General features: G+C 32.5%; 26 protein-coding genes (1 of these 26 cut by a window edge). 2 read left to right on the forward strand and 24 right to left on the reverse strand.

Annotated elements, in window-relative coordinates; genetic code table 11:
• The 24 genes from AC2TDS_RS08880 to AC2TDS_RS08995 all read right to left on the reverse strand — a co-directional run.
• Nucleotides 1-1,288, reverse strand: the 5' portion of a protein-coding gene (locus AC2TDS_RS08880; protein ID WP_484738734.1) for a hypothetical protein. The gene continues 44 nt to the left of window position 1, outside the view; the window shows 1,288 of its 1,332 coding nt (coding positions 1-1,288); its start codon is at nt 1,286-1,288; its stop codon lies off the left edge, out of view.
• Nucleotides 1,289-1,298: 10 nt separating this feature from the next.
• On the reverse strand, nt 1,299-2,819 hold the full coding sequence (locus tag AC2TDS_RS08885) for a hypothetical protein (RefSeq protein WP_484738735.1): 1,521 nt from the start codon (nt 2,817-2,819) through the stop codon (nt 1,299-1,301).
• An 83-nt stretch (nt 2,820-2,902) separates the two neighbouring features.
• Entirely contained in the window at nt 2,903-3,247 is a 345-nt protein-coding gene (locus AC2TDS_RS08890; protein ID WP_484738736.1) for a hypothetical protein, read from the reverse strand.
• Between the two features lie 16 nt (nt 3,248-3,263).
• Nucleotides 3,264-4,289 (reverse strand): hypothetical protein, encoded by a 1,026-nt coding sequence (locus tag AC2TDS_RS08895; RefSeq protein ID WP_484738737.1) that lies wholly within the window; start codon nt 4,287-4,289, stop codon nt 3,264-3,266.
• Between the two features lie 109 nt (nt 4,290-4,398).
• The gene (locus tag AC2TDS_RS08900; RefSeq protein WP_484738738.1) at nt 4,399-5,532 is read right to left on the reverse strand and encodes an MFS transporter; all 1,134 of its coding nucleotides are present in this window, start codon (nt 5,530-5,532) and stop codon (nt 4,399-4,401) included.
• Nucleotides 5,533-5,789: 257 nt separating this feature from the next.
• Entirely contained in the window at nt 5,790-7,199 is a 1,410-nt protein-coding gene (locus tag AC2TDS_RS08905; RefSeq protein WP_484738739.1) for a hypothetical protein, read from the reverse strand.
• Between the two features lie 51 nt (nt 7,200-7,250).
• Nucleotides 7,251-8,297, reverse strand: a complete 1,047-nt coding sequence (locus AC2TDS_RS08910; RefSeq protein ID WP_484738740.1) for a ligand-gated ion channel — start codon at nt 8,295-8,297, stop codon at nt 7,251-7,253.
• Nucleotides 8,294-9,589 carry a glutamate decarboxylase gene (gene gad / locus AC2TDS_RS08915; protein WP_484738741.1) on the reverse strand — a complete coding sequence of 432 codons (1,296 nt, stop codon included), beginning with the start codon at nt 9,587-9,589 and terminating at the stop codon, nt 8,294-8,296. Before gad ends, AC2TDS_RS08910 begins: the two co-directional genes overlap by 4 nt.
• Nucleotides 9,590-9,707: 118 nt before the next feature.
• Nucleotides 9,708-10,484, reverse strand: coding sequence for a hypothetical protein (locus AC2TDS_RS08920; protein WP_484738742.1), 777 nt, complete (start codon nt 10,482-10,484; stop codon nt 9,708-9,710).
• A gap of 347 nt (nt 10,485-10,831) precedes the next feature.
• Nucleotides 10,832-11,362 carry a hypothetical protein gene (locus AC2TDS_RS08925; RefSeq protein WP_484738743.1) on the reverse strand — a complete coding sequence of 177 codons (531 nt, stop codon included), beginning with the start codon at nt 11,360-11,362 and terminating at the stop codon, nt 10,832-10,834.
• 10 nt (nt 11,363-11,372) lie between these two features.
• The gene (locus AC2TDS_RS08930; protein WP_484738744.1) at nt 11,373-12,632 is read right to left on the reverse strand and encodes a patatin-like phospholipase family protein; all 1,260 of its coding nucleotides are present in this window, start codon (nt 12,630-12,632) and stop codon (nt 11,373-11,375) included.
• Nucleotides 12,633-12,657: 25 nt separating this feature from the next.
• The gene (locus AC2TDS_RS08935) at nt 12,658-13,074 is read right to left on the reverse strand and encodes a hypothetical protein (RefSeq protein ID WP_484738745.1); all 417 of its coding nucleotides are present in this window, start codon (nt 13,072-13,074) and stop codon (nt 12,658-12,660) included.
• A gap of 10 nt (nt 13,075-13,084) precedes the next feature.
• Entirely contained in the window at nt 13,085-13,627 is a 543-nt protein-coding gene (locus AC2TDS_RS08940; RefSeq protein WP_484738746.1) for a DUF2589 domain-containing protein, read from the reverse strand.
• A gap of 2 nt (nt 13,628-13,629) precedes the next feature.
• Complete coding sequence (locus AC2TDS_RS08945; protein WP_484738747.1) at nt 13,630-14,100, reverse strand: DUF2589 domain-containing protein; 471 nt, start codon at nt 14,098-14,100, stop codon at nt 13,630-13,632.
• A 14-nt stretch (nt 14,101-14,114) separates the two neighbouring features.
• Nucleotides 14,115-14,690, reverse strand: coding sequence for a DUF2589 domain-containing protein (locus AC2TDS_RS08950; protein ID WP_484738748.1), 576 nt, complete (start codon nt 14,688-14,690; stop codon nt 14,115-14,117).
• 15 nt (nt 14,691-14,705) lie between these two features.
• Nucleotides 14,706-15,185 (reverse strand): hypothetical protein, encoded by a 480-nt coding sequence (locus AC2TDS_RS08955; protein ID WP_484738749.1) that lies wholly within the window; start codon nt 15,183-15,185, stop codon nt 14,706-14,708.
• A gap of 1 nt (nt 15,186) precedes the next feature.
• Nucleotides 15,187-15,657, reverse strand: a complete 471-nt coding sequence (locus AC2TDS_RS08960; RefSeq protein WP_484738750.1) for a hypothetical protein — start codon at nt 15,655-15,657, stop codon at nt 15,187-15,189.
• Between the two features lie 70 nt (nt 15,658-15,727).
• Nucleotides 15,728-16,294 carry a DUF2589 domain-containing protein gene (locus AC2TDS_RS08965; RefSeq protein ID WP_484738751.1) on the reverse strand — a complete coding sequence of 189 codons (567 nt, stop codon included), beginning with the start codon at nt 16,292-16,294 and terminating at the stop codon, nt 15,728-15,730.
• Between the two features lie 339 nt (nt 16,295-16,633).
• Complete coding sequence (locus AC2TDS_RS08970; protein WP_484738752.1) at nt 16,634-18,499, reverse strand: hypothetical protein; 1,866 nt, start codon at nt 18,497-18,499, stop codon at nt 16,634-16,636.
• 63 nt (nt 18,500-18,562) lie between these two features.
• On the reverse strand, nt 18,563-18,874 hold the full coding sequence (locus AC2TDS_RS08975; RefSeq protein WP_484738753.1) for a hypothetical protein: 312 nt from the start codon (nt 18,872-18,874) through the stop codon (nt 18,563-18,565).
• Nucleotides 18,875-19,039: 165 nt separating this feature from the next.
• Nucleotides 19,040-19,453, reverse strand: coding sequence for a LytR/AlgR family response regulator transcription factor (locus tag AC2TDS_RS08980; RefSeq protein ID WP_484738754.1), 414 nt, complete (start codon nt 19,451-19,453; stop codon nt 19,040-19,042).
• A gap of 1 nt (nt 19,454) precedes the next feature.
• Nucleotides 19,455-19,691, reverse strand: a complete 237-nt coding sequence (locus AC2TDS_RS08985; protein ID WP_484738755.1) for a hypothetical protein — start codon at nt 19,689-19,691, stop codon at nt 19,455-19,457.
• A gap of 94 nt (nt 19,692-19,785) precedes the next feature.
• Nucleotides 19,786-20,250, reverse strand: coding sequence for a hypothetical protein (locus AC2TDS_RS08990; protein WP_484738756.1), 465 nt, complete (start codon nt 20,248-20,250; stop codon nt 19,786-19,788).
• Nucleotides 20,251-20,271: 21 nt separating this feature from the next.
• Nucleotides 20,272-20,838: a hypothetical protein gene (locus AC2TDS_RS08995; protein ID WP_484738757.1), complete on the reverse strand. Its 567-nt coding sequence runs from the start codon at nt 20,836-20,838 to the stop codon at nt 20,272-20,274.
• 564 nt (nt 20,839-21,402) lie between these two features.
• Here AC2TDS_RS08995 and AC2TDS_RS09000 point away from each other — a divergent pair.
• Both AC2TDS_RS09000 and thrS read left to right on the forward strand, forming a co-directional pair.
• Nucleotides 21,403-22,158, forward strand: coding sequence for a LytR/AlgR family response regulator transcription factor (locus tag AC2TDS_RS09000; protein WP_484738758.1), 756 nt, complete (start codon nt 21,403-21,405; stop codon nt 22,156-22,158).
• Nucleotides 22,159-22,575: 417 nt separating this feature from the next.
• Nucleotides 22,576-24,525: a threonine--tRNA ligase gene (gene thrS / locus AC2TDS_RS09005; protein ID WP_484738759.1), complete on the forward strand. Its 1,950-nt coding sequence runs from the start codon at nt 22,576-22,578 to the stop codon at nt 24,523-24,525.
• Nucleotides 24,526-24,533 lie beyond the last annotated feature (8 nt).

The raw sequence follows: 24,533 nt of genomic DNA on the forward strand, positions 1-24,533 counted from the left end.
ATTCCGTTACATGGAAGAAATCTTCGTAAGAGGAATAGGTATTTACAAAAGTTTCTTTTCTTACCCCTTTTCCGTTCGACGGAAAGCTTTCACTTTTGTATTCTTCTGTATGGGTATTCTCTTTTTGAATTGGCTTTGAAAACTTGAGTCTTTCTAGTATCTTTTGCATTGCAATATTATATTCCTCTAATGCTAATTGTTGGTAAACTTCAATGGGAGTTGTTGTTGCTTTTAAAATTTGAGATGCTTTAGCCATTTTTTCTTTCATAACAGCATCAATTCCTTTTTTAAGTCGCAACAGGTTATGATACATATTTTCTCTTGAAGCAACATCAGTAAGACTTGCATCTACCAAATTTATAACGCTATCTTTTACCCAAACTCCAAATACTTCTTTCACCGATGAATATACCCCTCTATTATTTTGAATGTTCTCTGGTTCTTCTTTCAACAATAATAAACTAGGAATCGCTAAGAGATGCGACAGTCCTTTACATATATGTATAGTAGCAATAACTTCTTGATCTTCTTTTAAAGATGGAAAGATTAAACCATACAGTTTCACATAGGTTTCTTTAAAAAACTCGTACCGTTCTGATTTATATGTTGAGATACCATCATTTCTTATAAAGAACGCAATTTCATGTGCTTTTAACGAAATATTCATCTGAGTATATACTTGATTTTCTTTCTCCCAATGTTTTTGACGTTTCATTATCTTGATTTGATCGCTCGTGCAATTTGTTTTCCAACCATTACCTATTCCTTGCTTTTCAAGTAATGCTATTAAACCAGTCAAATCACCTCCTTGAGATTTTGTATTAATCTGACTTAACTTCTCTTTGAATAGTATCCATATTTTATAAATGCTTTGCTTTCTTATTTCCTTTTCTTTATTCAGTATTAAAAAAGGAGGAAGTCCAATCTCTATTTCATTTTGTATATCCGTTTCTATTGCGAAAGGTATTTTAAACAATTTACTAAACGGCATTGAAGTCCCTACTATTGTATGAGATGAAAGTTTCATGCTCGATTGGTATGTAGCAAATTCAAACTCAAACCCTACGGTTCTATGATATTTCATAATGAGTTCTGTATCTCCATTACATTCTTGATATAACCAATCTTGATATAACTTTTGATTACCTATAATTTCTTCCAAGGAATAATCACCACCAGCATGTGCTTTTCGTATCATTTCAATATTTGAAACTACTTTGCTTTTTTTAGTAGACTCATTGAACAACTCAAACAAATCCTCATAATTTTCTATATTCTCAACAATCATATGACGCCTGCTATAACTTAACCGTATTATACATATAGAATGTGCATGCATCCTCTTTTTCAGTAATGGTAAATAGGTCATTAATGTGTATTTCTTTTCCATTTAATGATATCGATTTACTTTCTACCTGCATTTTTTGTAAATTATTTGTTTCTTCAAGTTTATCTAAGATAACTTCCTCCTTACTTTCAAAGAAAGAACTTTTAATATTATAAAGCTCATAAGAGGTGTTTATAATATTTGTCAAAGGTCTAGCATTGATTAACCAACCTCTCGTTCTCGCAATAATCGCTTTTTCATGAATTTTAGTTCCATAAGAAGAAACAATATGGATATCGGCTCCTTTTTTAGCAACATCTTTTACGGTAGATATGGTGTCTTTCAATAGCATTTTATTCAAGCTTAATTTGTACTCTTTATTTGTTAACCCTAACATTGTTTTCTTAGCTACCTGATACATATGATCAAAACAGGTATCGAGAACAACGGATATTCCACTAATTTCAAAAAAGGGTATGGGTGTAATTATAGCCGGAATTTCAAAAACTTCCTCTTCTTCACTATTTCTGAGTTTTTTTTGCAATTCTAACAAATGCTCTTTCTTCGACTCCTTTTTAAATTCTTTCAGATTTATGTTATCAACCTCTCCTGTTCCGTTTATCAATTTCCAGTAATCTAAAGCACCTTCTTCTCCTAGCAAGTATTCATCATCATCTTTGCAAATATCTATTACCGTTGTTAGTTCTTCTTCTGTGTCTTCAGAAAACTTAATTGCGGACTTATATGGAGTCGTCATTAAAATAGTTGCTTCTTTTGCCTTTTTTAAGGTTCTAAAGCCACCATTAATAATAATTGAAACTTGAAATATATCCTTTATTTTAACTTCCTCAACGCTATCATCATCATCTTCTTCATTATTTTCTTTTTCATTATATGTTTTTTCTTCGATTTTTCTATTATTGGTTGCTTTTTCTAAAAGCGCTTCTATACTATCGTTTATATCAACTTGTTGAAAGTCTTCATGCTGTTTTTTTGGGTTTCTTAATGATTCATTGCTTTGTGCTTTAAGCAATAATTCTTCTAAACTATCATCAACTCCGGCTTTTTCTTCTTCTACTTTATTCTCTTCTTCTTTCTGATCATCTTCAATCGAAGTTGCATCATCTTTAGAATAACCAATCATCCCACCAAAATTGATAATCCAATCTTTCCATTTTTTGTCCATCAAAAATTCTTGTAACTCTTCTAATAACGTAGATCCGTCTCCTGTTTTTGACTTTCCGTTTCCAAGAATCGTTTCAAATGAATACCCTCCATTTTCTCCACGAAAAAACAAATGTGGTAAAGTCACCAGTTTAATCGCTTTTTTTTCTATCGCTGAATGATTGTATAACGTTTCTAATGCTTCTTTTAGAAATATAAGTCTCGCTTTATAATCTTCTGTTTCCTTTGGTAAGCTATTAAATCTCTCCTGATCGGGTTTGGAATACGTCGGAATTTCCAATCCTATAAACTGAATGTTTTTTCCCATTTTCTTATGTTAACTTAGATGATATTTTCTAACACGATAGATATTACTTTTACAAGTAACCAAGTGCTTTTTACTTATTTTTATTAAAATTTTCGTAAGATTTCTTTCAATGATTTTCTTAGGTAATTCTCTTTCCAACTCTTTTTACTTTCTGAAAATGTCTGAAAACAGGAAGTATCTGATTTCTGAACATAGTTCATTTCCTTTAAAATTTGATATGCTTTTCTGAGTCTATTTCTTGCTTCTCTATTTTGTCCTTGCCTTTGTAACCTTTCTGTTTCGTCTACCAATTTTACAGCTCTATAAATTTGTTTTTGAGAAATATCTCTACTTGGTTTTATAGAAGCAATCATTGCTCTGCAATTATCCAGTATCTTTTTGGCTACTGGTTGCCCTATATCGGTTATCGTTTCTATTTTCCAAATCATAAAATTATTGTTGATATTAAATATTGACCTTTTCAAAAGTTACTTGTGGGTTTTCTTTAGAAATTAGGGTTTCAAGTTGCTTCATCATCTTTTCTTTTAGCCTTTCAATGAGATCTAACATACCTAAAACCTTGTTTAAATTCCCTATCCCTTCATTCAATCCTGGGACTTTAACTACTTTTAACCCCATAGCCCCGATAATTGGTTTTAAAATTCTTGTTGCTATTTTAGTAAGAAGACTTATTCCTGGAATACTTCCAGTAGCATTTAGTATTTTCTCTATACTCAAGGAAAACCTGAACAGCCCAAGGTTAATGGTTATCTTTTTAGTCAACACTTTGGAAAGTCTTTTTAAAACACCTGTCACTCGATCTAATTCATCCATCATTTTAACAATTGGATTTATTACTTTAGAAATAATACTACACAGCTTATCGATTTCTTTAATGACTCTCTGAGTTTCGGTTAGTAATCGCGTTACTTTGCTGATAATTTCTAAAGGAGATACTAAGATCGTATTCAGTGTTTTGGAAGCATCATGTAACCTCGCTAAGGAAACATGTTTATACCTACTATCTGGTAAGCCATTAGTTGAATCATAGGTAGTACTCAATAATGTCTTTTCTTTAGATATAAAGGTTTCTATTTTTAGTAAATGTTTTAACATCTTATCTAAATACCCTCTATATTTTGCGATCTTTACTCTATGAGGTTTTATCTTACTTTCTAACTGATTTACTTTTGTTTTTGCCTGCTTAATAAACCCTTTTATTTTACCAACTACTTTTTGAACCGCACTAGCTACTGGCCCAACATATGGTATCGGTGACATTGCCAATAATGCAGTGTCCACTGAAAGTAGTAATATGTATAGTTGATCAAGTTTATCGGAAAGTTTCTTAGAAATTAATAACGATTTTTCTACGTTAAAAAGCATTTTTCGTAATGTTTTTAACGTATTTAATAAGATTTTTAGCTTGGCTAGAAACGTTCTATAAACTTCTATTAACCGAAGACTATTATTGTTTTGATGTATTGTCATAAGTAAAATTTTAGGTTTTGTAGCACGCCTAAACCGACCTCCATATTGCTATTATTAATAGAAGTACCGCAATTTGAGAAAGCTATTTTTGGTGTTTTTGCAGATGTATTTAATTAAGTTTAGCTGCTAATTGTTTGGTTATAAAGAATAGGTAACATGTAAAAGTGACCACAATAGTATATGTGAGCCCTTCATTCCCCATTATATCCATATTTATACCAATAACGGAGAGTCCGATAAACCCTCCCAATGAATCCATTAAAACAAATGAGGTATTGGCTGAAATTTGGTCTTCTTTACGAAATGTTTGTCCCATAAACCCCAAACCTGTTGCATAAATACCTCCCATACATCCTCCCCAAATTAAAAGAAGAGTCAAGGCGATTCGGATATCAGAAAACACCGCCAACGCCAAAAAAACTGCACAGATTACTGATAGGCAAATGCACACAAAAAGTATAACTATCCTATCCACAAATACTGATAAAGAACTAATCACCACCCCAATACACACACTTCCAATCATAAACATCGTAAGTAGCAACGAAGCTTCTTTTGAAGTCAACCCATTGTTTACTCCGTAAATAGTTAAAAATGAAGGTAATCCAAAAAAACATACACCACCAACTAATGCCGATAACATAACGATTTTAGAATGCTTAAAAATAAACCCTATTCGAATGGATTCATTTTCTCCCATCTTAGGTTTATATTTAAAAATATTCATTAAAATCAGTATAGAAAAAAGCGGTATGATCGCATTAATAAGAAATTGCATTTTACTATTTGACACGAATTGTAACAGTACGGGTCCTAAGGCGATACCTAAAGAGAGTGATGATGAATATAACCCGATAAAAAGTCCTTTAAATTTTCCCGTATCCGTCAAATTTAACCAAGTTTGAATCACCACTAAGAGCATGCTTGTTGACAGTCCATAAACAAAAATACCGAATAGCCAGATTACATAACTATCATTAAACCCTAAAAAATATATTACTAAACTTCTCACGATTGACGCTCCTATAATGGTTTGAATAACCCCAAGACGTTTTACAACAATTGAAATGTTTTTAAACAGTAAAATAGTCGCTAGAATTTCAAAAGACATTGCCAAACCAATCAAGGTATTACTATGGTCTTGTTCTTGTAGTTTCAGAGGAAAAATAATATAATTTATCCCTGAACTTAGCTGAATACATAAAGTGGTAATAATGATTAAAAAGGGAATTAGTTTTTTCATTTATTTAATTTTCTTCTTGTTTGTTATTAAGGCAAAAGCTTCCAAATGGGAGAGTTCTAGTTCTGAAAAACACAAATTGTAACATCGTTTAACCCGAATTATGCAATAAACTTGGTCATTAGAGGGGTAAGCGCAATAAAAGCTAGTGCTTTCTCAATTTTAACATAGCACCATGATTAAATTTAAAAGTACAACGAAGTGGTTCATTTTTTCAGTGGTTTCATTTTGTAATAAATTTTCTATTGAATAACTCGGGTTTAGCCTTCCTTTGGTTTTAACAAATGCATCTTGATATTGAAATTGATATCCGTTGCATTTGAAAAACTCGTTACCTTACATTGGTACTGCTTAAGTAATTGCATTGCGATAAATACCTTAAACTGCTCATTATCAAACCCAACAGCATGAACATCGAATTTTGGATGTAATAAACCGGAAATTTTATCTTCTAGGTTATTCTTGATTTTACTGCTAATTTCGAGTTCCAATATCATGTCATTAACACCCTCATTGATGTAATCTATATCAACTTTTATTAAACCACCGTCTCCTATCTCTTTTATAAATGAAATTATGGTTGCTATTGATTCGATGTATAAAAATGGAGGTACCCCAAACACTTTTAGGGAACTATTTACCTTGCTAGTAATTTTTAATCTTTCAGTTTTATTTTGGACGATGTTTTCAATTCCTTTAATCAAATCACAAAATTCAAAATCAACAAAATCAACCACTTCAGTAGCCATCTTACTTCTCTCATACTGTATAAGATGTGCTAGCCAAGAATCAAAACTTTCAAGTAGTTTTAATTTATGGCCCTCAGCATGCTTAACAACTTTTTTTATTTTACTTAACATGGCTACGTTTTCGTGGTAGGATTCTTCAAGAATTATCGAAGTTTCAAGAATTTTATTCTCATCCCTTTTTTTGTTTATTAAAAGTACTTTCGCGTGTCTGCGGATATACCATATAAGCAATCCAATAACAGAGCCTATAAAAATAACAATGACAACTGTTTTTTCGAAAGCTATTTTAATGGGTTCTAAACGTTTATAAAAATTATTCAGCTCCAAATCCATTCCTAGGGTTCCAATAAACTCTCCTTTGTCGTTGTAAAAAGGAGCGTATGCACTAACAAAAACACCCCATTTATCTTTATAGACATCCGAAACGGTATTTGTTTTTTCTTTTAATGCTTTTACCAATGCTGGTGACGGGTCTTCATATATCTCCATTAATGCTGGAGCTAAATCCGGAATACCATCTCCGTCATTATCATTTTGAGGACTTGGATTTAGAACAAAATACACTTTATCGTCTATCAATATATTTGTGTAGATATACCGAATATCTCTAGCTTTTTGTCGAATATTTTCTAAAGGAGTAATTTGAGAAATATATAAAGAATCATCTCTTTGAGTATGTTCATTAAACTTCGTATGAATATTTCCGTCGATCGTGGTTGCAGCAGACATTACACTAGACTTCAACCCAATTTTTATTTCTTCTTCTAAAGAGTGCATTGATTTGATATGTACCAAATAAATGGAAAAGAAAATCAGTGCAATCGACACAAAGGCTGTTAGAATGGCTTCCGTTCTTGGGCGAACTTTTTTATAAAATGAGCTCTTTTTTACATTCATTTTAGTTTTGTTTGCTTTTTTCACTATCAAGGGTTTTACTTTTTAGTTTAAATATTCGCATTAAAATTGCGTCTGTTAGAAGAAGATGCACAATTGTGCAATTACTAATGCTAAAAAAGACAGAGGAAAGATATACTTGCAATGATTCATCAGTTTCTTATAAAAAAGTTTTCCTTTACTCTTCTTCAAATAATTTCCAAGTATGATAATAACAAGACTTACAAAAATACTCAGGTATCCTAAAGTAATCAACGATTCTATAAAGGTATTATAGGGTAAGTTTGGAAGAACACTTGATGTACTAAAATTAAAAGCAACTACGGTTAGCATTAAGGTAAAATTAGTTGCTAACTGATCTGATAAACTCGGTATCCAAAACACCATCCAAGAAAGAGAAATAATCAAAAATAATGGCACCATTAATTGCCAGAAATAATACCTGATTTTTCTTTTTGCTACTATTTCCTGATTGTATCTTGAGAAAACTATTGACTCTCCATTTTCACTTAAATGAGAATAATCTTTTGAATTTATAAAGGTTTTTCTATCTAAAATATCCCACTCAAGTGACATCCCTTCAACAAAAGAATTATCATTATTTTTCTTATCTAGAAAAATCAATCTTTCTTCATCATAAGAAAATGCTTCTAAACGGATATTGAAAACCTGTGTATCAAAAGGAAATGATTTAAAATTCATAGAAGTGGTAAACACAGCATTAAACCGTTCGTTATAGGTGGTTTTACCATTCTCTCCAAGAATAATTTGCTTGTTAGCAATTTCTCTATTCCCCACTACATTAATGAACTCAAACGCAGGCACCCAAATTTCTTCACCTATCTTTTCATCAGCAAGTGTATTTTCAAAAATAACATTTCCTAAATATTTTCCTGACCTCTCTTTAGGGTCCGTCCAACTAGCCACTAAATAACCATCTATTATATAGGTTTGATCAGCTGTATTAACGCCATATATTTTATTTATTTGGAGTTTTATCAGGACTTCAAGCACATCTTTATAACTGTTATCTAAATGAGCATTCTGCTGATTTAATGTATCCAACGCATTTGGGTAAACGCACAGATTGAATACTAAGAGTATATAGGTATATATCCGTGTCATTCTACTATAGTTTTATGAGAACTATCTAATTCTTGATAGCATTCGACTAAATCATTCACAAGTAATTTTATCGCAGCTATTGTCATATCCTTTCGAACAACCACTCGCATCACTGTTGTTTTAATTTTTTGAGGTAATGTATATGAAGGTAACATCCATCTTTTTTCTCTTAACAATTGTGTAAATCTCTTTTCGCAAAACTGTGGTTGTTCTTTGAATTTGAAAATCACAATGGGGAACGTATTCTCTGATACTACTTGAAACAACGCTGTTTCTGTAAGTAACCGAGTAAGTAGGCTAGCATGATCCAAGCATAGTTCCATTATCTTTTGATATCCTTCAAACCCATAATGAAGAAAGTTAAAATATTGTGCAGTGATTAACGATGAAGATCTTGAGAAACTAACTGTAAATGATTTTGAACTGCCACTCAAATAATGAGAATTTAAACTTAATTCAGTATGAAAATAACTCTCATCTCTAAACAAAATCCATCCCAATCCAGGATATACCAATCCGTATTTATGCCCTGACAAGTTAATAGATCTTACTAATGGTAGTTCAAAATCCCATACCTGTTTATGTTTATCTTTCAAAAATGGCATAATGAACCCTCCAACCGCAGCATCAACATGAATACCAACGTCCCAATTATTTTCTTTATTCAATTTTTCTAGAGACGTGTTAAGTAAAGAAATTGGGTCACATAGACCCAAATAGGTACATCCTAAAATCGCCACCACACTGATGGTATTTTCATTAACTTTTTCAAGTACTTTTTCTAAAGGATACTCTGATATATTCTCTATCTCAATTTCTCTTACTTCTATATCCAAATACTTAGCAAACTTATACCAACACAAATGGGCATTATTGCAAAGCACTATATTTGGTTTCCCGTGTAATCCTCTTTTCTTCCAAAACCATTTTGCTGCTAACATTCCTAAAAAAATGGCTTCAGAAGACCCAGTTGTAGAACTTCCGAACACTCTATTGACATCTGGAGCGTGTAATAAATCACCAATTGTTTTTACCAAATTCTCATGAATCTTTGTAGTTTCACCATATTCATTTTGATTTACTACGTTTTTTCCTAATAATTTATGGATTATAAAATCTGCTTCAGACAACATCTCTATCGTTGTATAACTACCTAAATCACACTCTTTTAAACCATCTCCCTCTAATTTTTTTCCAATGATGGATAATACTTCATAAGACGGAACTCCTTTTAATTTGAGTAAATTATCATATTTCTCTGTTAAATATTTCTTCTTTATTTTATTTGTCATCTATAGTTATAATAGTATATTAATTTTGACTCTATAAAACTTCTTTAATTTCTCTATAAACCCTTTCTAAAACAAGTAACTACCCGTTTTCTTGAAAACTAATTTTCAATATTTGTTGCTATTTAAACACGAAGTTTACCCCTAATTGATATGCCGTTTTGTTAGGTCTAATAACATGTGTAAGAGATGAGAATAACACCAAATTGATATATTTAAACTTAAGAGGTGTGGAAATCATAAAGTTTAAATCTCTAAAATCATTGGTTTGGTATGTATCGTTCATTCGATAACCAAGTGACGCATTTAAAGTGGTTGTAAATTTTGGACCAATAGGTATGTTTTTCAAAAAAGAAATATTTGTGTATACGGCATTCGTATTTGACACAAACACCGTAAAACTAGTTTGCAAAAAACCCGAAGTATTTATTCCAAAAAAATATTCAGAAAAATTCGTGTCAAAATTATTCCCTATGACCGGAGCCACGTAATAAACCCAACCGAAATTGGCATTTAATTTTTCAGTAATTAAAAAGTTGTATGATAAAGTAGTCGATATCTCGAGGTCATTGGTTTTCTTATTCAGTCCAAAGCTACTCCAAAAATTCACCATAAAACCACTTTTACCAAATGCGTAACTTGCACTTGGTTGCATTGCTACATACTCAGAAATAGCATCCCTCCAAATATAATTAGAGGTGTATAATGCCGATAAGCTCAAGTTATTTTGAGTCTCTTTTTTTTCGAGATCCTGTTCTTGCACCTCCTTAAAAGGATTGGTTATTGTCAATTCTGGTATATTAGTTTGAATCTCTTCATTTTCTATGTCCTGTCCTAGCATTTCAAAAGAGAATACACCAAGTGTTAAGATAAAAATTATATTTAATTGTTTTTTCATTGTAAAAATATTTATGTGATTGTTTTAGAATTGAAAAAAAATCCCTTTAGCCTTTCTTTAGAATTAAGGTTATGTCATTTTTAGCCAAGGCAAACCAATGGTGAAGAATCTGGTTATGATTCTCTTCTCAAGTTGCTCTTAACATCTGTAAGTTTGAGAAAAGCCTGCTATCATCTTAGGTAGGATTATTTTGAACAAAAAACGTCTAAGGGTTAAAGCACCCTGAGCTCTTCTTTGAAAAGTAACCTAAAGGAATTTTATTCTATTGTGATGAGAACTAAGTTTAAGTTCTCTTATAATTTTGTATACGTCCGAAGCTTTCTTTTTATAAAGGAATACTACTTCAACTACGATACTTTTATGCTTGTGTTTGTAATTATATTGAGTCGATCTTCTTCTTCAAGATATAAGGAGGTGTTTTCATCGTATTCAATTTCGGTTCCGTACACTTTAGCTTTGGGGTTCTTTTCCTTCCATAAGGTGGCAATATGCCCATACAAGGCTGCGTAACAAACTGCGAAATGAAACTCAGACACCTCGGCATTCTTTACCAGACTTTCAACCAACTCTACTCCTTTTTTCGCTGGTAGATCACCCTGATTATCATCCCTTAATCTCGCATTGAGCTCACCTCCAAATGCATGGAAAAGGACAATACAATCTTCTTTAAGACGTATCGCTTCCGTATCATTACTAAATAAAAGAACGACACTGTTAATCAGACTTTCACCAAACCAAACTTCTTTTTTATTTTGAAAAGATTTTTTTATTGCATTAAATAATTGTGTTCCATTAGCAACACAATCTTCCCCCCATTTCCTGGTGCTTTTATCTTTATAGGGAATAAGGATTACTAGTTGTTTTCCTTTAACATTCATAAGTATTTGTTTATTGTTCAATTGATAATTTTTCCATAAATCTTCCATAGTTTGTTCCTGCCCAATCGACCACTACTTTTCCACCCAAAAGTTCCTCTTCTTCAATTGCTCTTTTTAATTGAGAAGATGCTCCTGTATAAAAAGCGTATTGTTGTTCAAGAGAGGGTTCTGGAGTGAGTGTTTTCAGAGCTTCTTCTTTAGAAGAAATTGCATACTCATTCAGCCCTATAAGACAGATATCTTCGTCTATTGGAAACCCATTTACACAATCAGAATACAAATCAGGAACCACCAATTCTCTTTTAAACAATGCTCTCATTCCTATTTTTTTTAATTTCCCAAAATTGTAAAAACATCCATTATCCCATGCGTTTTGTACAGGTTTATGACCTAAATTGATTGCTAAAGTCTTTTCGTTTTTATATAATTTTTTGATATAGGGTAAATTCTGAAAAATTCCTCCATCTATGCAAGTCATATCCAAGGCCTCTATATAAACGGGAGGTAATGCCCACGGAAATGATGCTGAAGAAGCCATTGCTAAGATCATAGGCACTCCCATCGAATGTTCCGTAAATTCGGTATCCGGCAACGAAGTAAATGTAACGGGAGACATCTGTGTGTCATTTACCTTTGTGGCTGAGCAACTAAAGTGTGTAAGCCCAATTTTTTCTCGAAATGAAACATCTAGATCTTCAATAAACTGCCCCCAATCACCTAACGTGATTCTCTCAATGGTTGCTAGCACTTCTAAAAGTCTATTTATTTCACTTTTATCAAGACCTCGCCCCCATATTTTACTTGTATCTTCCACATACTTTTTATATTCTTCTAACAATCTTAATTGTTCCAGAACAATAGGATGATCGAAACCTAACGCACCTTTAGTATGCAACGGGTCACCTCCAAACATTCCATAAGTAGTCATGGTAAGGGCCAAATCAGGCATCCCTGTTGGAAAATAGGTTGGTGTTTTAGACCTCTTTACAATTGAATGTAAATTAGTAACTTTTACCCCTTTAAGATACCGAACTACTTCTTTATCTTCTATGGGTACTCCCATAAAATATCCCAAAAAGCTATACGGCATTCCTATTGCCATATTAAATGCAACCATAGATCCAGCACTTGTTCCTCCATAAGATTTCACCCATGGTAATCTTTTATTTCTATGTAAAGCCTCAATGGCACCCAAGTGCCCTACCCCTTTGGCTCCTCCACCTCCTAAGACTATATGATTAAATATTTTTACTATTTCTTTTTTTCCCATATTCAGTTGGTTTTAATTAATTATTTTATTCTCTATCACTCTGAAAAATAGTGGTTACTGTTGCCGAGAGAAAAGCTAGAAAGGCTCCTAAAACAATATTAAAAGATTGGGATGCGAGTTGTTGCATATCATCTGCCTCGCTTTCTGATTCTTTTATCAACTCTGTTATGGTAGTTCTAAAATATTTCTTATCCTCTAGATGTTCGAGTTTATGAGCGTGCTCCTCTAATATTTTATAATATTTCTCAACCGTTTCCGTTGGATCGTTAAAAGACATAGGCCAAAAGGCAATATATCCTATATAGGTGAAAATCATCACATAAACGCATAGAACCACCATCCAAATATTAAAATTTCTAAACCCTCTATTAATTGACTTTTTCTTTTCATCCTGTTTTTTAATAGAGCTAGAACCTTTATATTTACAAACTTCTCCTTCCATGTAGTATGCTTTAAGGTGTCATTCTTGCAATGATTAAATCTAACATCTTTTGCAATCCTTCAGGTCTATCCTGCATTTTAGCTTCAACATGAAAATTGTATTTAGGTGATTGACTTGTTCTCCTAGTGTTTTCCCTTGACTCCGACACTTTCCCTATCATTTCGGTCTTCGACATTGAAAATAACTTTAACTTTTTAGAGGTATCTTCATCAGTACTATTATATTTATCATAGTTTTCTACACTCGTTTTAATTTCAATCTGAAAATCAACCGTTACCTTATCAATCATCAAAGAAGGAATTGGAACCATAGAAAGAATAGGTGCTTTAACAATTTCATTTTTATAACTTACTGCTCCATTCTCAAGTGTATCAGCAATAGGAACACTAAAATCCATAGTCTTTAGGTTTCCCTCTGCATCGAAACCAATTAATTCTATAAATTCATGTGTGTTAAGTGCCAATGCCACCTGCGATTCCATCACAGCTCTAAAGGGAGCCGTAATAAGATCCTTAAAAGGTAATTGATTGATTTGATTTTCTATATTACTCATCTTTACTTATCTTTTGGTATTACATTATTTGCAAAACTTTCAATGATACGTTGAATTCCTTCTGGAGCATCTGCTTTTTTAAACTTCATTTTCATTTCAATAAAGTTTGGGTTTTTACCTTGAGGTTTTGCTCCTCCTGAAAAAGAAATATCAAAACTGGCTCTTTCAACTTCGTCTCCTGCTTTTGTCATTTCTTTTTTAGTTTTCACTCCATCTACACGAAGGCTTAAATCTACTTCCAATTCATCTAGTTCTAATCCCGACGGTGTTACCAGCGTTATAAGAGGCACATCAACTGTGGTATCTTCAGAAATGTTCACCGCCATATTAATCGGATTATTATCTTCATCGAAATACCTATCTAATAAGCCTATATAAAATTTTTCTACTACATCTTGCGCTGCATTTACTGTATATTGAATCCCTTTGGCAATGTCTGTTAATGTTTGCCCATTACGTTCTGTATTACTCATCTTATTTTCGTTGTTTATAATTCTGATTTAGGTTTAGGAATGATACTCGACTCGGTAAGGATATCCATAATGCGAGATAATGCTTCCGGTCGTTCTTGTTTTTTAGCCTTTAAGTTAAATTTGTACCTAGCACTTGTATCTGATTTTCGTTCTCCTGCAGTAGCATTTGATAAACTAGTTTCAATCTCAATTCTATCCTTTTCAATTTCTACTTTTCTGCCTCTCGAATCTTTGATGTATTGAATCTCTTTGTAATTGCTAGAAGTATGAACTCTTAAATCAAACGATACATCTACTGTTTCAATAGCCAACGAAGGCGCATCAACTAATGCGATGTACGGAACATTTACAGACACTTTACTTGTTTTTCCTGTTGGTGTTCCCTTGTCGTCTAATACGTTAGAGTCATATGTAAAAGGAATCATACGCACCTCTCCATTCTTATCTAAAGCCATATTGTCTAAAAAGTCAATCATTTCTTCATTCATTAATGATTGTGCTTTTACCGCTGCAACAATAGGAGCTGCAACCATTTTTTCTATTGACATGGGTTTCATTATCCCTTGTACAGGTTGGTTTTTTTTTGCCATACTATTTCTCTTTAATTAGTTACTTGTTCTTATATATCTTCTAAAAAAAGCAATGACCTTCTCCCATATGGTCAATCTTTTCTCTAAAAAGAACTCCATATATTCATCAGCATACGCCATAACATCATCTAGCTCATCTCCTTCGTAATGTTTCAGGCTAACAAGTACACTTCGTTTGTTCAAAAAAGTTGCTCGAATTGAAAATTTAACGTCTTTATTCTTTCTAAAATTTATCTCTTTCTGCGAGGTGCTTTTTTTCAGAATATATCTCTTTAACATCAGTGAAACAGAAAGTTCCGATAAATCATACGCATTTACAACAATGCTGTCCATACACGTTCTATCAATCTCCCTTTTAAAATATCGGTCTATCAAATTTTCTGTGTAAAGCTCCCCCGTTTCTTTCAGTACTTGAAAAATGGATTGATTCTCGTGTACAACGCCTTTTAATTCTTCTTTACTACTAATGTGCTCTTTAAGTAATTGTAGCCTCATACTATATAATTGAAGGGTTGATACCTATTAACAAGTCAACTTTTAAGGCTTCAAGGGACTGTTTTTCATCTAGTTTATTACTATAAAAATTATACAATGGTGTAATTGGTTGTAATTTATTCCCTGTTACATATTTAAAAATCTCTTGATGTGCCATATTCAATTTTTCAGGACTTCCTTTATACTCAAGATGAAGCGCATTCATTAAATGAAAAACTGGCTTTACGTTGTAATTTTTTAGGGTATTATTAGCTGTATGTTCTATTGGAATCATAATTTCCATATCTAGCAAATTAGTCTCTCTATCTATTTTGTGCACTGTGGTAATTACGCCTCCTATCTGGTTTAATTTATATGTTTTTATAAAATCTCCCATTGCTGCAAACTCTTTATTAATTTCCTCTTCTTTAATGTTCTTTCTACAGCACAATAAATTTTCTAATCGGACTTCTTGATGTTTTTTAATCTCCATTGTATACTTTTTTGATAACTGAGGAGTATCTTTATAATAATACTCCCCAGCTTTCTAACTATAAACTATTTTATACTGATGCTGTTTGCGCTCCACCTTGAATTGGTGTAATACAACTTGCAATAATATCCATTAACTTACTCATTCCTTCAGCAGGAGGTTGTTGAGTAGCTTTTACATTCACGGTGTAAGTTGCTGATTGATCTGATGAACGTGTACGTTCTTCAGAACTCTTTACAGAGGCCTTAAACGCTACACTTGCTCCCCAAATAGATCCAGAAACACCTAAAGAAGCTTCTCTTGAGTTATTAGTGGTTGTGGTATCTGAAGTTTTTACTTCCATCGTAAAATCAACAGTTACCTCATCAATCAATAAAGATGGAATTGGTACTAACCCTAATAACGGAGCCTTTACATTAATTGGCATGGTACTTACAGCACCTGTTGTTCCGTCTGTTACAGATTGATCTAATTTGAATTCTAAAACTCTTGTAGATCCGTCATTGTTAAATCCTAATAGATCTACATAATTTATAAACTCATCTGCTAATAAAACTTGCGACTGACATGCCGCTTTAAATGGATTGGCGATAAGTTCTCTCATTGGTAACGAAGAGAACGAACTTGCTACACTCATAATTTTTAATTTTTTTTAATTTTTTAATATTTTTATTTAGCGTCCGGTTGTCTCACAACCGACAAAGCTCATAGGGTATAGCCCCACACAACTTTATGCTTTCATTTTTAGTTACTTCTTATTCCATATACGACCTCCTCTCTTTTAAATTAAACACATTTAAACTGCTACTTAATTGCGTAATTATTGTCTATCTTACAACTTGGAGTACATCGTTGAAGAATTAAATTGTCTTATCTTTTATGACTAAAAAGATGCACTAGTACCTCGGGGTGATTTTGACACTAATTCACCGTCATAAAACATCAATAAAGCACTGAAGGCATGCGAAGTAATTATCTAACCTAGGATTATTTCATTGTATACTATAACGGCGCCACCTATAGGACCTTCCTTTGTTATGTTTAAAGGGATATCTCCTTTTCTTTCATCTATCGCTATAATTTCTTCTGCTACTAAACTTCCTTCCCAAAACAAATCAGAAGTTTTTATTTTTGACCCATTTACAGTTAAGAAGGGCAGTTCTAATTCAGTGACACTAGATCGTTCTACTTTTGGTTTTTTACCATATGGAATTAGATCGCTCTCTTCATCTGGTTTAATTTTTAAAGTTTTCACCCTCATTAAACCAGTATGAGAATTCCCAAGTGTTGTTTTTTCATTTGTGGTTACATTTCTATAGCCTAAGACCTCTTGAATATTTTCATCTTCATCGAGTACTAATTTTCCTTCTTCCCATACCGCCATATTTCCATAACCATCACAATTGAATACCCAGCCGTCTTTCTTAGCAACTACAGCAGTATCGTATATCTTAGACCCGCATGATGTAACCACATGTACATCAACACCTTTCTGTATTTTCTTGTACATAATTCGTTCTTTACTGCTTAAAAACCCTGTGATGGGCGGATTTTTAATTACCCCAATAAGCTTCTTTATTCCCACAATAAGCTTCTTTTTGACTTGGTTCACATGATCTAGACCAGTATCTATAGCGAAACTAAGTCCTCCTATTTCCACAATACCTGTTGAGTTAATGTCTAAATGGGTCGGTTTTACATTTACATCATTCCATCCTTCTAACAGTGAAGAACCAAACCCTTTGTTATTTTTAATTTGTGCTACTTTATCTCTATCAATTTCTCCATGTATATCGATAAGTTTCCAAGGGTCTATATGCACTTCTGTCTCCTCCCAGTCACTTACCATTTTATTTAAAACCTCTTGCTCTCTATTTTCATCTCCAACTGATTCTTCTTTACTAGCTTTAGCAATTACATTATAGAAGGGTTTCATAATGATTGTTGTAGCTGCTTTTGACTCCTCATCAGAAAAGCCTCCTTTTATTAAGAGCGAAACAGAATAAGTTACTTCTTTTTCAGAAGGATCAAGTGCCTTTTCCCACTCTAGTGGATCTTGTTTCAACTTTTTCAACTGAGCCCCTAACTCTATAATTTCTTTTTCTGTATTAATCTTTTTTAAATCATTATCAACCTCTTTATTAATTCTCTTTGCGATAGTATCGATTACTTTAAGTGATGAATCTTCATAATCCGTTTTGGTAGGATCCTCAATTAAACCATGGGCTACTTCTCTTGCCAAAGCATCAATATTGTCAATTTCTTCTTTAATTTTATCATCAGCTTCAAAAGCTTTTTTTAACTCAGATTCTAGAAGTACCTGATTAATTGCATCAACTACTGTAAAGTTTTTGAGGTTTACTGGTTTTCTAACCTTTTTCACCTTTCTATTTTTCGGTTTAAAGAAAGGAATTTTAATATTTTCTACAAGAATCTCTTTTTTCTTGACAGGAATCGTTTCGACTAAATTTGCCCCCAAAATCAACAACCAATCTTTCCATTCTTCTCCTTTCATTAGTTCTTGTAAACATCCTAAAACCCCTGCTTTACCTTCTTCATTTCCTAAGAAAGATTCTTGTAAATAAGCTTTTCTACTACCACTAAAGAAAAAATCAGGAACTGTGAATATTTTTAATGCATTCTTTTCAATATCACTTCTATTTTTCGCTCTCAACAGAGCCTCTTTTAGCAAAGCTATTCTTGCTGTAAAATCTTGCTCTTCCCCTTTAGCACGAGTTAAATTATTACTGTCTAACCCCAAAGAGACCGTCGTTTCATTTTCTTCTTTAAGCCCAGTATGAATACCGTATCCTACAAATTGTATTTCTGTAAATTTTGACATTATTTAATTTTATATTGTTCGAACGTATTTTGTTTTTTATTCAATTAGAATTTCCTACTATAACTAACTTTCTTTCATAAAAAGAGCTCTATTTGCCTTCAACAGTTCTATCTGAGAGCTTATAAATTTTGTCAAAGCCTCTCTAAACACCGTATTTTCTCTATCTTTTCTCATTTTTAAAATGGTCATTTGTAATAGTTGATTTGTAACTTCAAATGATTTACACAAGGCATTTGAGACTCCTTCATCTCCTTCAATATGAAGAAGTTCAACCATAGCTCTTTCTGTGTATCTCTTTAATTCAATAAACTCTGATGGTGACACGCTTGAATCCGCATAGATTCCGTTAATAATTTCTTCTAAACTTTTATCCATTTTGTATTATATTTTTTTTTAAATACTCCTTTTTTATAAACCCTACGTCTTCTCTTTTCAACTTGAAACAGCATTTATTTATGGATCTTTACCCGAAAACATGCTTCGTTTTAGAAAGGTTTTCGTGAAAATTTCGCTGTGGTTGAAACCTGTTTTATTTTATTTTTACATCAAAACATCATAAGAATGCATAAATTTTTGTTTGTATTGCCTACTAATAATAACCTGCATTCCGTTTTTTAATAACACTAAATTATCGAGGAGAAATAATTTCTCTATTTTATCGTAGTTTACCACGTAATTTCTATGCGTTTGTATAAAATTTGGAGAAGAAATTTCTAAAAACTGCTTTAAAGAAAGTTGTACAAGAAAGTTCTCTTTTTCCGTAAAAATTTTACTGTATCGACCTTCTACAGTAACAAACTGAATGTCATTTTCTAACACTTTTACTAGGGTATTACTTTTTTTTATAAAAAAGGATTTGTTTGACAAGACAGAAGGGATAGGCTTTGCACACCACAAATTAGTTTTCTCATTCGCTTCACTTAGGTCAAGCTCTAAATCATTTGTATGACGCATTTTAGTCAACGGTTTTAGCATTAGTGATCAGGTCTATTCTAAAAACGTTCGCCTCTTCCACTCCATCTTTCGTTTTATCCAATTTATCTCCTTTGATGCCATAATTATTCAGTCCTTTTCTATTCATTTCCTTCTCTCTATATTTCACAGAATTTGATTGAAACAAATCATATGAATGGTTTTGTATTGTAGCACTATTTGTTTCAATCATTTTCCATGATCCCCTACTATCTTTCATTTTTTTACTTGTTCTCTACCTAATTATTTTACCTCCCTATTTCTTCCCAACAACTCACCTAATTATTTCTAAAACCCGCCTTCTAAACCACTCTCTAAAAGGGTTTTAGCAAAATACTTTCATATACTTCACAGATACAATATTTATGTTTTTCCTCTTTTTTAACAGTGATTATTGTATACGCACTTTTTTCTAGAATGACCATTGTGTTTTTTAAATCTTTAACAAGACCTCCTCCAAATACGTAGATGGGAAACTCTTTACCAAACCCCTCTTTTTCAATTTCTTTAGATATAAGTCGTGCTAATTTGATGTCATTCATTTTTTCAAAAGGAGGCGTTTCTTCGAAAACAGCACAAACATGAATACCTAATATTTCCCCTCTTATCAATTGCACAATACCCACACTGTTTTCTAGTGAAGGAAAAGCCAATTGCTTTCCTTTTTTACATTCCCATTCTTTGAGTATCGGAATATCATGTTTAACTATTTCGCTCAACGCTTCATCAAGTGACCTTTTTTGACAACTAATATTCTTGTTTAGTACTACTTGTTTCATAAAAAGAGTATGATATTTTATTTAAAAATCTTCCTCTTCTAGAAGGGTGTATGTAAAATCTTTTTGATTCGAGTTTTTACAAACTTCCATAAATAAATTAAAGTCCTTCACTCTCTTAAATACCTGACAACCTGCCGACCATTTTTCAACTACTACTGATTCTGAAACAGCATTGCTACGATGAATATTGATTCCAAAAATCCCACTATCAATATCTCCCTCTTTATCTAGAGAGAGGTCACCATTATTATCACGCCAAACTTTCACGGGACTTTGTTGCTTTAAAGCTTCATACTTTCCTTGATGCAACCCTATTGTATGTGAGTTTATATATTGGTCCGGTACTAATATTGATGTCCCTTTTACATTCAAAGGGTTTTGCAACCAATAGGCACCGGGATCAGTAGTTATCGCAAACTCATGAATTGCTGTTGCTCCCTCTTCATTCTTATAGACAAGGTATAACCAATCATCGAATGAATTAGCGTCAGTAATAGAGCTTCTAACTCCAATAATATTAATAGTCTCAAAAAACTCATAACCTTTTTTTGTGATAACTTCTTGTATTTCCTCTAATGTAAATCTCATTTCAATACACTGTTTATTAATGTTTTACAAGGCTAAACTAGTACATCTATTGAAGTTATTTTATGTGAAATGACACCAGTGGTAAAATGGACGTAATTAACGGTTATTTTAATGTTTTGAGCGGTTTTACACTAGATATAAGGCTATCGTGACTGCTCTCTAAAATGAATTCTTAGAGTAGGTGGTCTACTGGGCAAAAAAACTTCATGGTGTTTAGTTTTGGCGTACAATCTTAGTAACGCACGAACTATATTTACGCTATTTTCTCAAAAATGATGATTTACCTCCCTCATCTAAAGCTATTTATGCTTAAAACACAAACTCCGTTTACACAACATAAACACCTAGTAGACAACGATATACATATCTATTTATTTAGACAGATATCGTGAACAATAAAAACAATGCTATTTGATATGTGAAATTACAAAAGAGTTAGTTATCATAGCATCTTTAACCAAATACATTAAAACCGATTGAAAGTAATGATTTTCCTGCTACATACATCTCAAGGACCAGCTCCTTAAGATACTCACTTCACTACAATTAATCTCCCTATTCACAATGAAAAAAATTAAAATTTTAATCATGACGGAAAAACCGTTAAAGGCGAGTAAATTAAAGCCCCAGTTAGAAAGAAAAAATAGCATTAAAGTTGTTGCTACCGCAACCAACTTGCAGGATGCTTTAGATATTTTCTTTTCAGAAGAATTTGATATCAACACCGTTGTATTCGACCTATTATTAGGTAAGAATATGGAAAGTATCTTTATCAAAACAATCATAAAAATACCTGACGTCACATTACCTTTTATTTTTATGGCTGATTTAGATTCTCATGATAGCATTGAATCGACCATTAGGACTAAACCTTATCATTATTTTTTAAACCCTTTAAAAGAAATGAGTCTTACAGATGCTCTTGAATCCACTTTACATGGTTTTTCAGAGAAAAGCCGTCTATTTTCTACTAAAATGAAACCTTCTTCTATTTATATCAAAAAATCTTTTTTTGTTAAAAAAAACAACACTCTTGTAAAAGTGTTAGAAAAAGATATACAGTTTGTTACTGTAGAGGGTCGATATAGTAAAATATATACAGCAAATGATAATTATCTCGTTCAGGTCTCTTTAAAACAGTTTTTAGAGATTTCTTCTCCAAACTTTATACAAACCCATAGAAACTATGTGGTGAACTATGATACCATAGAAAAGTTATTTCTGTTAGATAATTTGATTTTATTAAAAAATGGAATGAAAGTTGTCATTAGCAGGCAGTACAAACAAAAGTTTATACACTCTTACGAGGTTTTAGTTTGAAAAATGTATCACTATATTAACAATTAGGAGCCTATAGAAGCTCTATAAAGTCCATTCTGGTATAATTATCAGAAGTTTGAAAAGCACTTTATTGTAACTTGAACCAACTACTACTTTTAAATTCAAGTTACAATAAAGTACTATTCATTTAAAATCTAAAATCATCATCTCTTTCACTACCCAATAGTTTACTAGGTATTTCTTATTCCTTTCTCTCCCATCAACCTTATATGTTATTTTTATTTTTTGTCTTTTTTATGATTTAAGAAGTATTAATTTTGGCGGAAATACAACCGAAAATAATTACTTGCTATAAATTACTTGTATTATATTGTACAAAAAATGGTTTTACAATATCTTTGCATTTCGAAAATTTCCACTTGTAAGGAAATTATAGTTAAATTTATATAAAGCATAATGATCAAAATTACATTGCCAGACGGAACCGTTAAAGAGTTTGAGATCAATAGCACGGCTATTGATGTTGCTAAAAGTATTAGTGAAGGATTTGCTAGAAATGTTATCTCGGCAAGTTTTAATGGAACAACTATTGAAACCACTACTCCTTTAACCACCGATGGAGCTTTAATTTTATATACTTTTAATGATGCAAAAGGGAAAAATGCTTTCTGGCACTCATCTGCCCACGTATTGGCTCAATCAATTTTGGAGTTTTATCCAAACGCTAAGTTAACTATTGGTCCGGCTATTGAAAACGGATTTTATTATGACCTAGATTTAGGATCTGACGTTCTTTCAGAAAAAGATTTTCCAGCGATAGAAAAGAAGTTTTTAGAATTGGCGCGTGAGAAGGCGTCATTTAAAATGCGTGAAATTTCAAAAGCTGATGCGTTGTCTTATTACAAAGAAAGAGAAAATCAGTATAAAGTTGAGCTCATAGAAGGTTTAGAAGATGGTGACATTACATTTTGTGATCACAGTAACTTTACTGACTTGTGCCGTGGTGGCCACATTCCAAACACGGGGTTAATAAAAGCTATTAAGATAATGAACGTCGCTGGAGCATATTGGCGTGGTGACGAAAAAAACAATCAGCTTACGCGTGTTTACGGTATTTCTTTTCCGAAACAAAAGCAATTAAAAGAATATTTAGAATTATTAGAAGAAGCCAAAAAACGCGATCATAGAAAACTGGGTAAAGAGTTAGAATTATTTACGTTCTCTCAAAGAGTTGGTCAAGGTCTTCCTTTATGGCTCCCAAAAGGTGCCGCTTTACGAAATAGATTAGAAGACTTTTTAAAAAAGGCACAAACAAAAGCTGGATATGAAATGGTCATGACTCCTCACATAGGTCAGAAAGAGCTTTATGTAACTTCTGGACACTATGCAAAATATGGAGAAGATAGCTTTCAACCTATCAAAACGCCAAAACAAGATGAAGAGTTTTTATTAAAACCCATGAATTGCCCACATCACTGTGAAATTTATGCACATAAACCTTATTCATATAAAGATTTACCAAAACGTTTTGCCGAATTTGGTACGGTTTATAGATATGAGCAAAGTGGAGAACTCCATGGTTTGACTCGTGTTCGCGGTTTTACTCAAGATGACGCTCATATTTTTTGTACACCTGAACAATTAGATGCTGAATTCAAAAATGTAATTGATCTAGTCCTTTATGTTTTTGGTTCGTTAGGGTTTAAAGATTTTACTTCGCAGGTTTCCATAAGAGATATGAGTAACCCTGATAAGTATATCGGAGATGCTGAAACTTGGGAAATTGCTGAAAATGCGATTATCAGTGCCGCTAAAGACAAAGGTTTAAATTATGTTATTGAAGAAGGAGAAGCTGCGTTTTACGGACCGAAATTAGACTTTATGGTAAAGGATGCCTTGGGAAGAAGCTGGCAATTAGGTACTATTCAGGTTGATTACAACTTACCTAAACGCTTCGATTTAACCTACAAAGGCCCTGATAACAAGCTACATAGACCCGTAATGATTCACAGAGCGCCATTTGGTTCAATGGAACGCTTCATAGCTGTCTTACTTGAACACACAGGTGGAAATTTCCCTTTGTGGCTAACTCCTGAGCAGGTTATTATACTGCCAATCAGTGAGAAATACCAAAATTATTCAGAAAAAGTTTTACATTTGTTAGAAAATTCCGAAATTCGCGCTCTCATAGATCATCGAAATGAGAAGACAGGAAGAAAAATTCGGGATGCTGAATTGAATAAAATTCCGTTCATGATCATTGTCGGAGAGAAAGAGCAAGAAGAGAATACTGTTTCCATAAGGAAACACGGTGAAGGTGACATAGGTACATTTACAATTGAAGAGTTTATCTCTTTAATTAATAAAGAAGTAGACAAAACCTTAGTTCCTTTCGGAAATAACTAGATAGTAAT

The sequence above is a fragment of the Tenacibaculum profundicola genome (genome assembly GCF_057220795.1).

Excerpts from the sequence above, each read along its gene's own strand:
- AC2TDS_RS08945 (WP_484738747.1), bottom strand. The coding sequence starts at position 14,100 with ATGAGTAATACAGAACGTAATGGGCAAACATTAACAGACATTGCCAAA.
- AC2TDS_RS08990 (WP_484738756.1), bottom strand. The coding sequence starts at position 20,250 with ATGAAACAAGTAGTACTAAACAAGAATATTAGTTGTCAAAAAAGGTCA.
- AC2TDS_RS08920 (WP_484738742.1), bottom strand. The coding sequence starts at position 10,484 with ATGAAAAAACAATTAAATATAATTTTTATCTTAACACTTGGTGTATTC.
- AC2TDS_RS08930 (WP_484738744.1), bottom strand. The coding sequence starts at position 12,632 with ATGGGAAAAAAAGAAATAGTAAAAATATTTAATCATATAGTCTTAGGA.
- AC2TDS_RS08910 (WP_484738740.1), bottom strand. The coding sequence starts at position 8,297 with ATGACACGGATATATACCTATATACTCTTAGTATTCAATCTGTGCGTT.
- AC2TDS_RS08960 (WP_484738750.1), bottom strand. The coding sequence starts at position 15,657 with ATGGAGATTAAAAAACATCAAGAAGTCCGATTAGAAAATTTATTGTGC.
- gad (WP_484738741.1), bottom strand. The coding sequence starts at position 9,589 with ATGACAAATAAAATAAAGAAGAAATATTTAACAGAGAAATATGATAAT.
- AC2TDS_RS08925 (WP_484738743.1), bottom strand. The coding sequence starts at position 11,362 with ATGAATGTTAAAGGAAAACAACTAGTAATCCTTATTCCCTATAAAGAT.
- AC2TDS_RS08955 (WP_484738749.1), bottom strand. The coding sequence starts at position 15,185 with ATGAGGCTACAATTACTTAAAGAGCACATTAGTAGTAAAGAAGAATTA.
- AC2TDS_RS08885 (WP_484738735.1), bottom strand. The coding sequence starts at position 2,819 with ATGGGAAAAAACATTCAGTTTATAGGATTGGAAATTCCGACGTATTCC.
- AC2TDS_RS08950 (WP_484738748.1), bottom strand. The coding sequence starts at position 14,690 with ATGGCAAAAAAAAACCAACCTGTACAAGGGATAATGAAACCCATGTCA.
- AC2TDS_RS08975 (WP_484738753.1), bottom strand. The coding sequence starts at position 18,874 with ATGGATAAAAGTTTAGAAGAAATTATTAACGGAATCTATGCGGATTCA.
- AC2TDS_RS08980 (WP_484738754.1), bottom strand. The coding sequence starts at position 19,453 with ATGCGTCATACAAATGATTTAGAGCTTGACCTAAGTGAAGCGAATGAG.
- AC2TDS_RS08940 (WP_484738746.1), bottom strand. The coding sequence starts at position 13,627 with ATGAGTAATATAGAAAATCAAATCAATCAATTACCTTTTAAGGATCTT.
- AC2TDS_RS08965 (WP_484738751.1), bottom strand. The coding sequence starts at position 16,294 with ATGAGTGTAGCAAGTTCGTTCTCTTCGTTACCAATGAGAGAACTTATC.
- AC2TDS_RS09000 (WP_484738758.1), top strand. The coding sequence starts at position 21,403 with ATGAAAAAAATTAAAATTTTAATCATGACGGAAAAACCGTTAAAGGCG.
- AC2TDS_RS08970 (WP_484738752.1), bottom strand. The coding sequence starts at position 18,499 with ATGTCAAAATTTACAGAAATACAATTTGTAGGATACGGTATTCATACT.
- AC2TDS_RS08995 (WP_484738757.1), bottom strand. The coding sequence starts at position 20,838 with ATGAGATTTACATTAGAGGAAATACAAGAAGTTATCACAAAAAAAGGT.
- AC2TDS_RS08890 (WP_484738736.1), bottom strand. The coding sequence starts at position 3,247 with ATGATTTGGAAAATAGAAACGATAACCGATATAGGGCAACCAGTAGCC.
- AC2TDS_RS08985 (WP_484738755.1), bottom strand. The coding sequence starts at position 19,691 with ATGAAAGATAGTAGGGGATCATGGAAAATGATTGAAACAAATAGTGCT.
- thrS (WP_484738759.1), top strand. The coding sequence starts at position 22,576 with ATGATCAAAATTACATTGCCAGACGGAACCGTTAAAGAGTTTGAGATC.
- AC2TDS_RS08935 (WP_484738745.1), bottom strand. The coding sequence starts at position 13,074 with ATGGAAGGAGAAGTTTGTAAATATAAAGGTTCTAGCTCTATTAAAAAA.
- AC2TDS_RS08900 (WP_484738738.1), bottom strand. The coding sequence starts at position 5,532 with ATGAAAAAACTAATTCCCTTTTTAATCATTATTACCACTTTATGTATT.
- AC2TDS_RS08895 (WP_484738737.1), bottom strand. The coding sequence starts at position 4,289 with ATGACAATACATCAAAACAATAATAGTCTTCGGTTAATAGAAGTTTAT.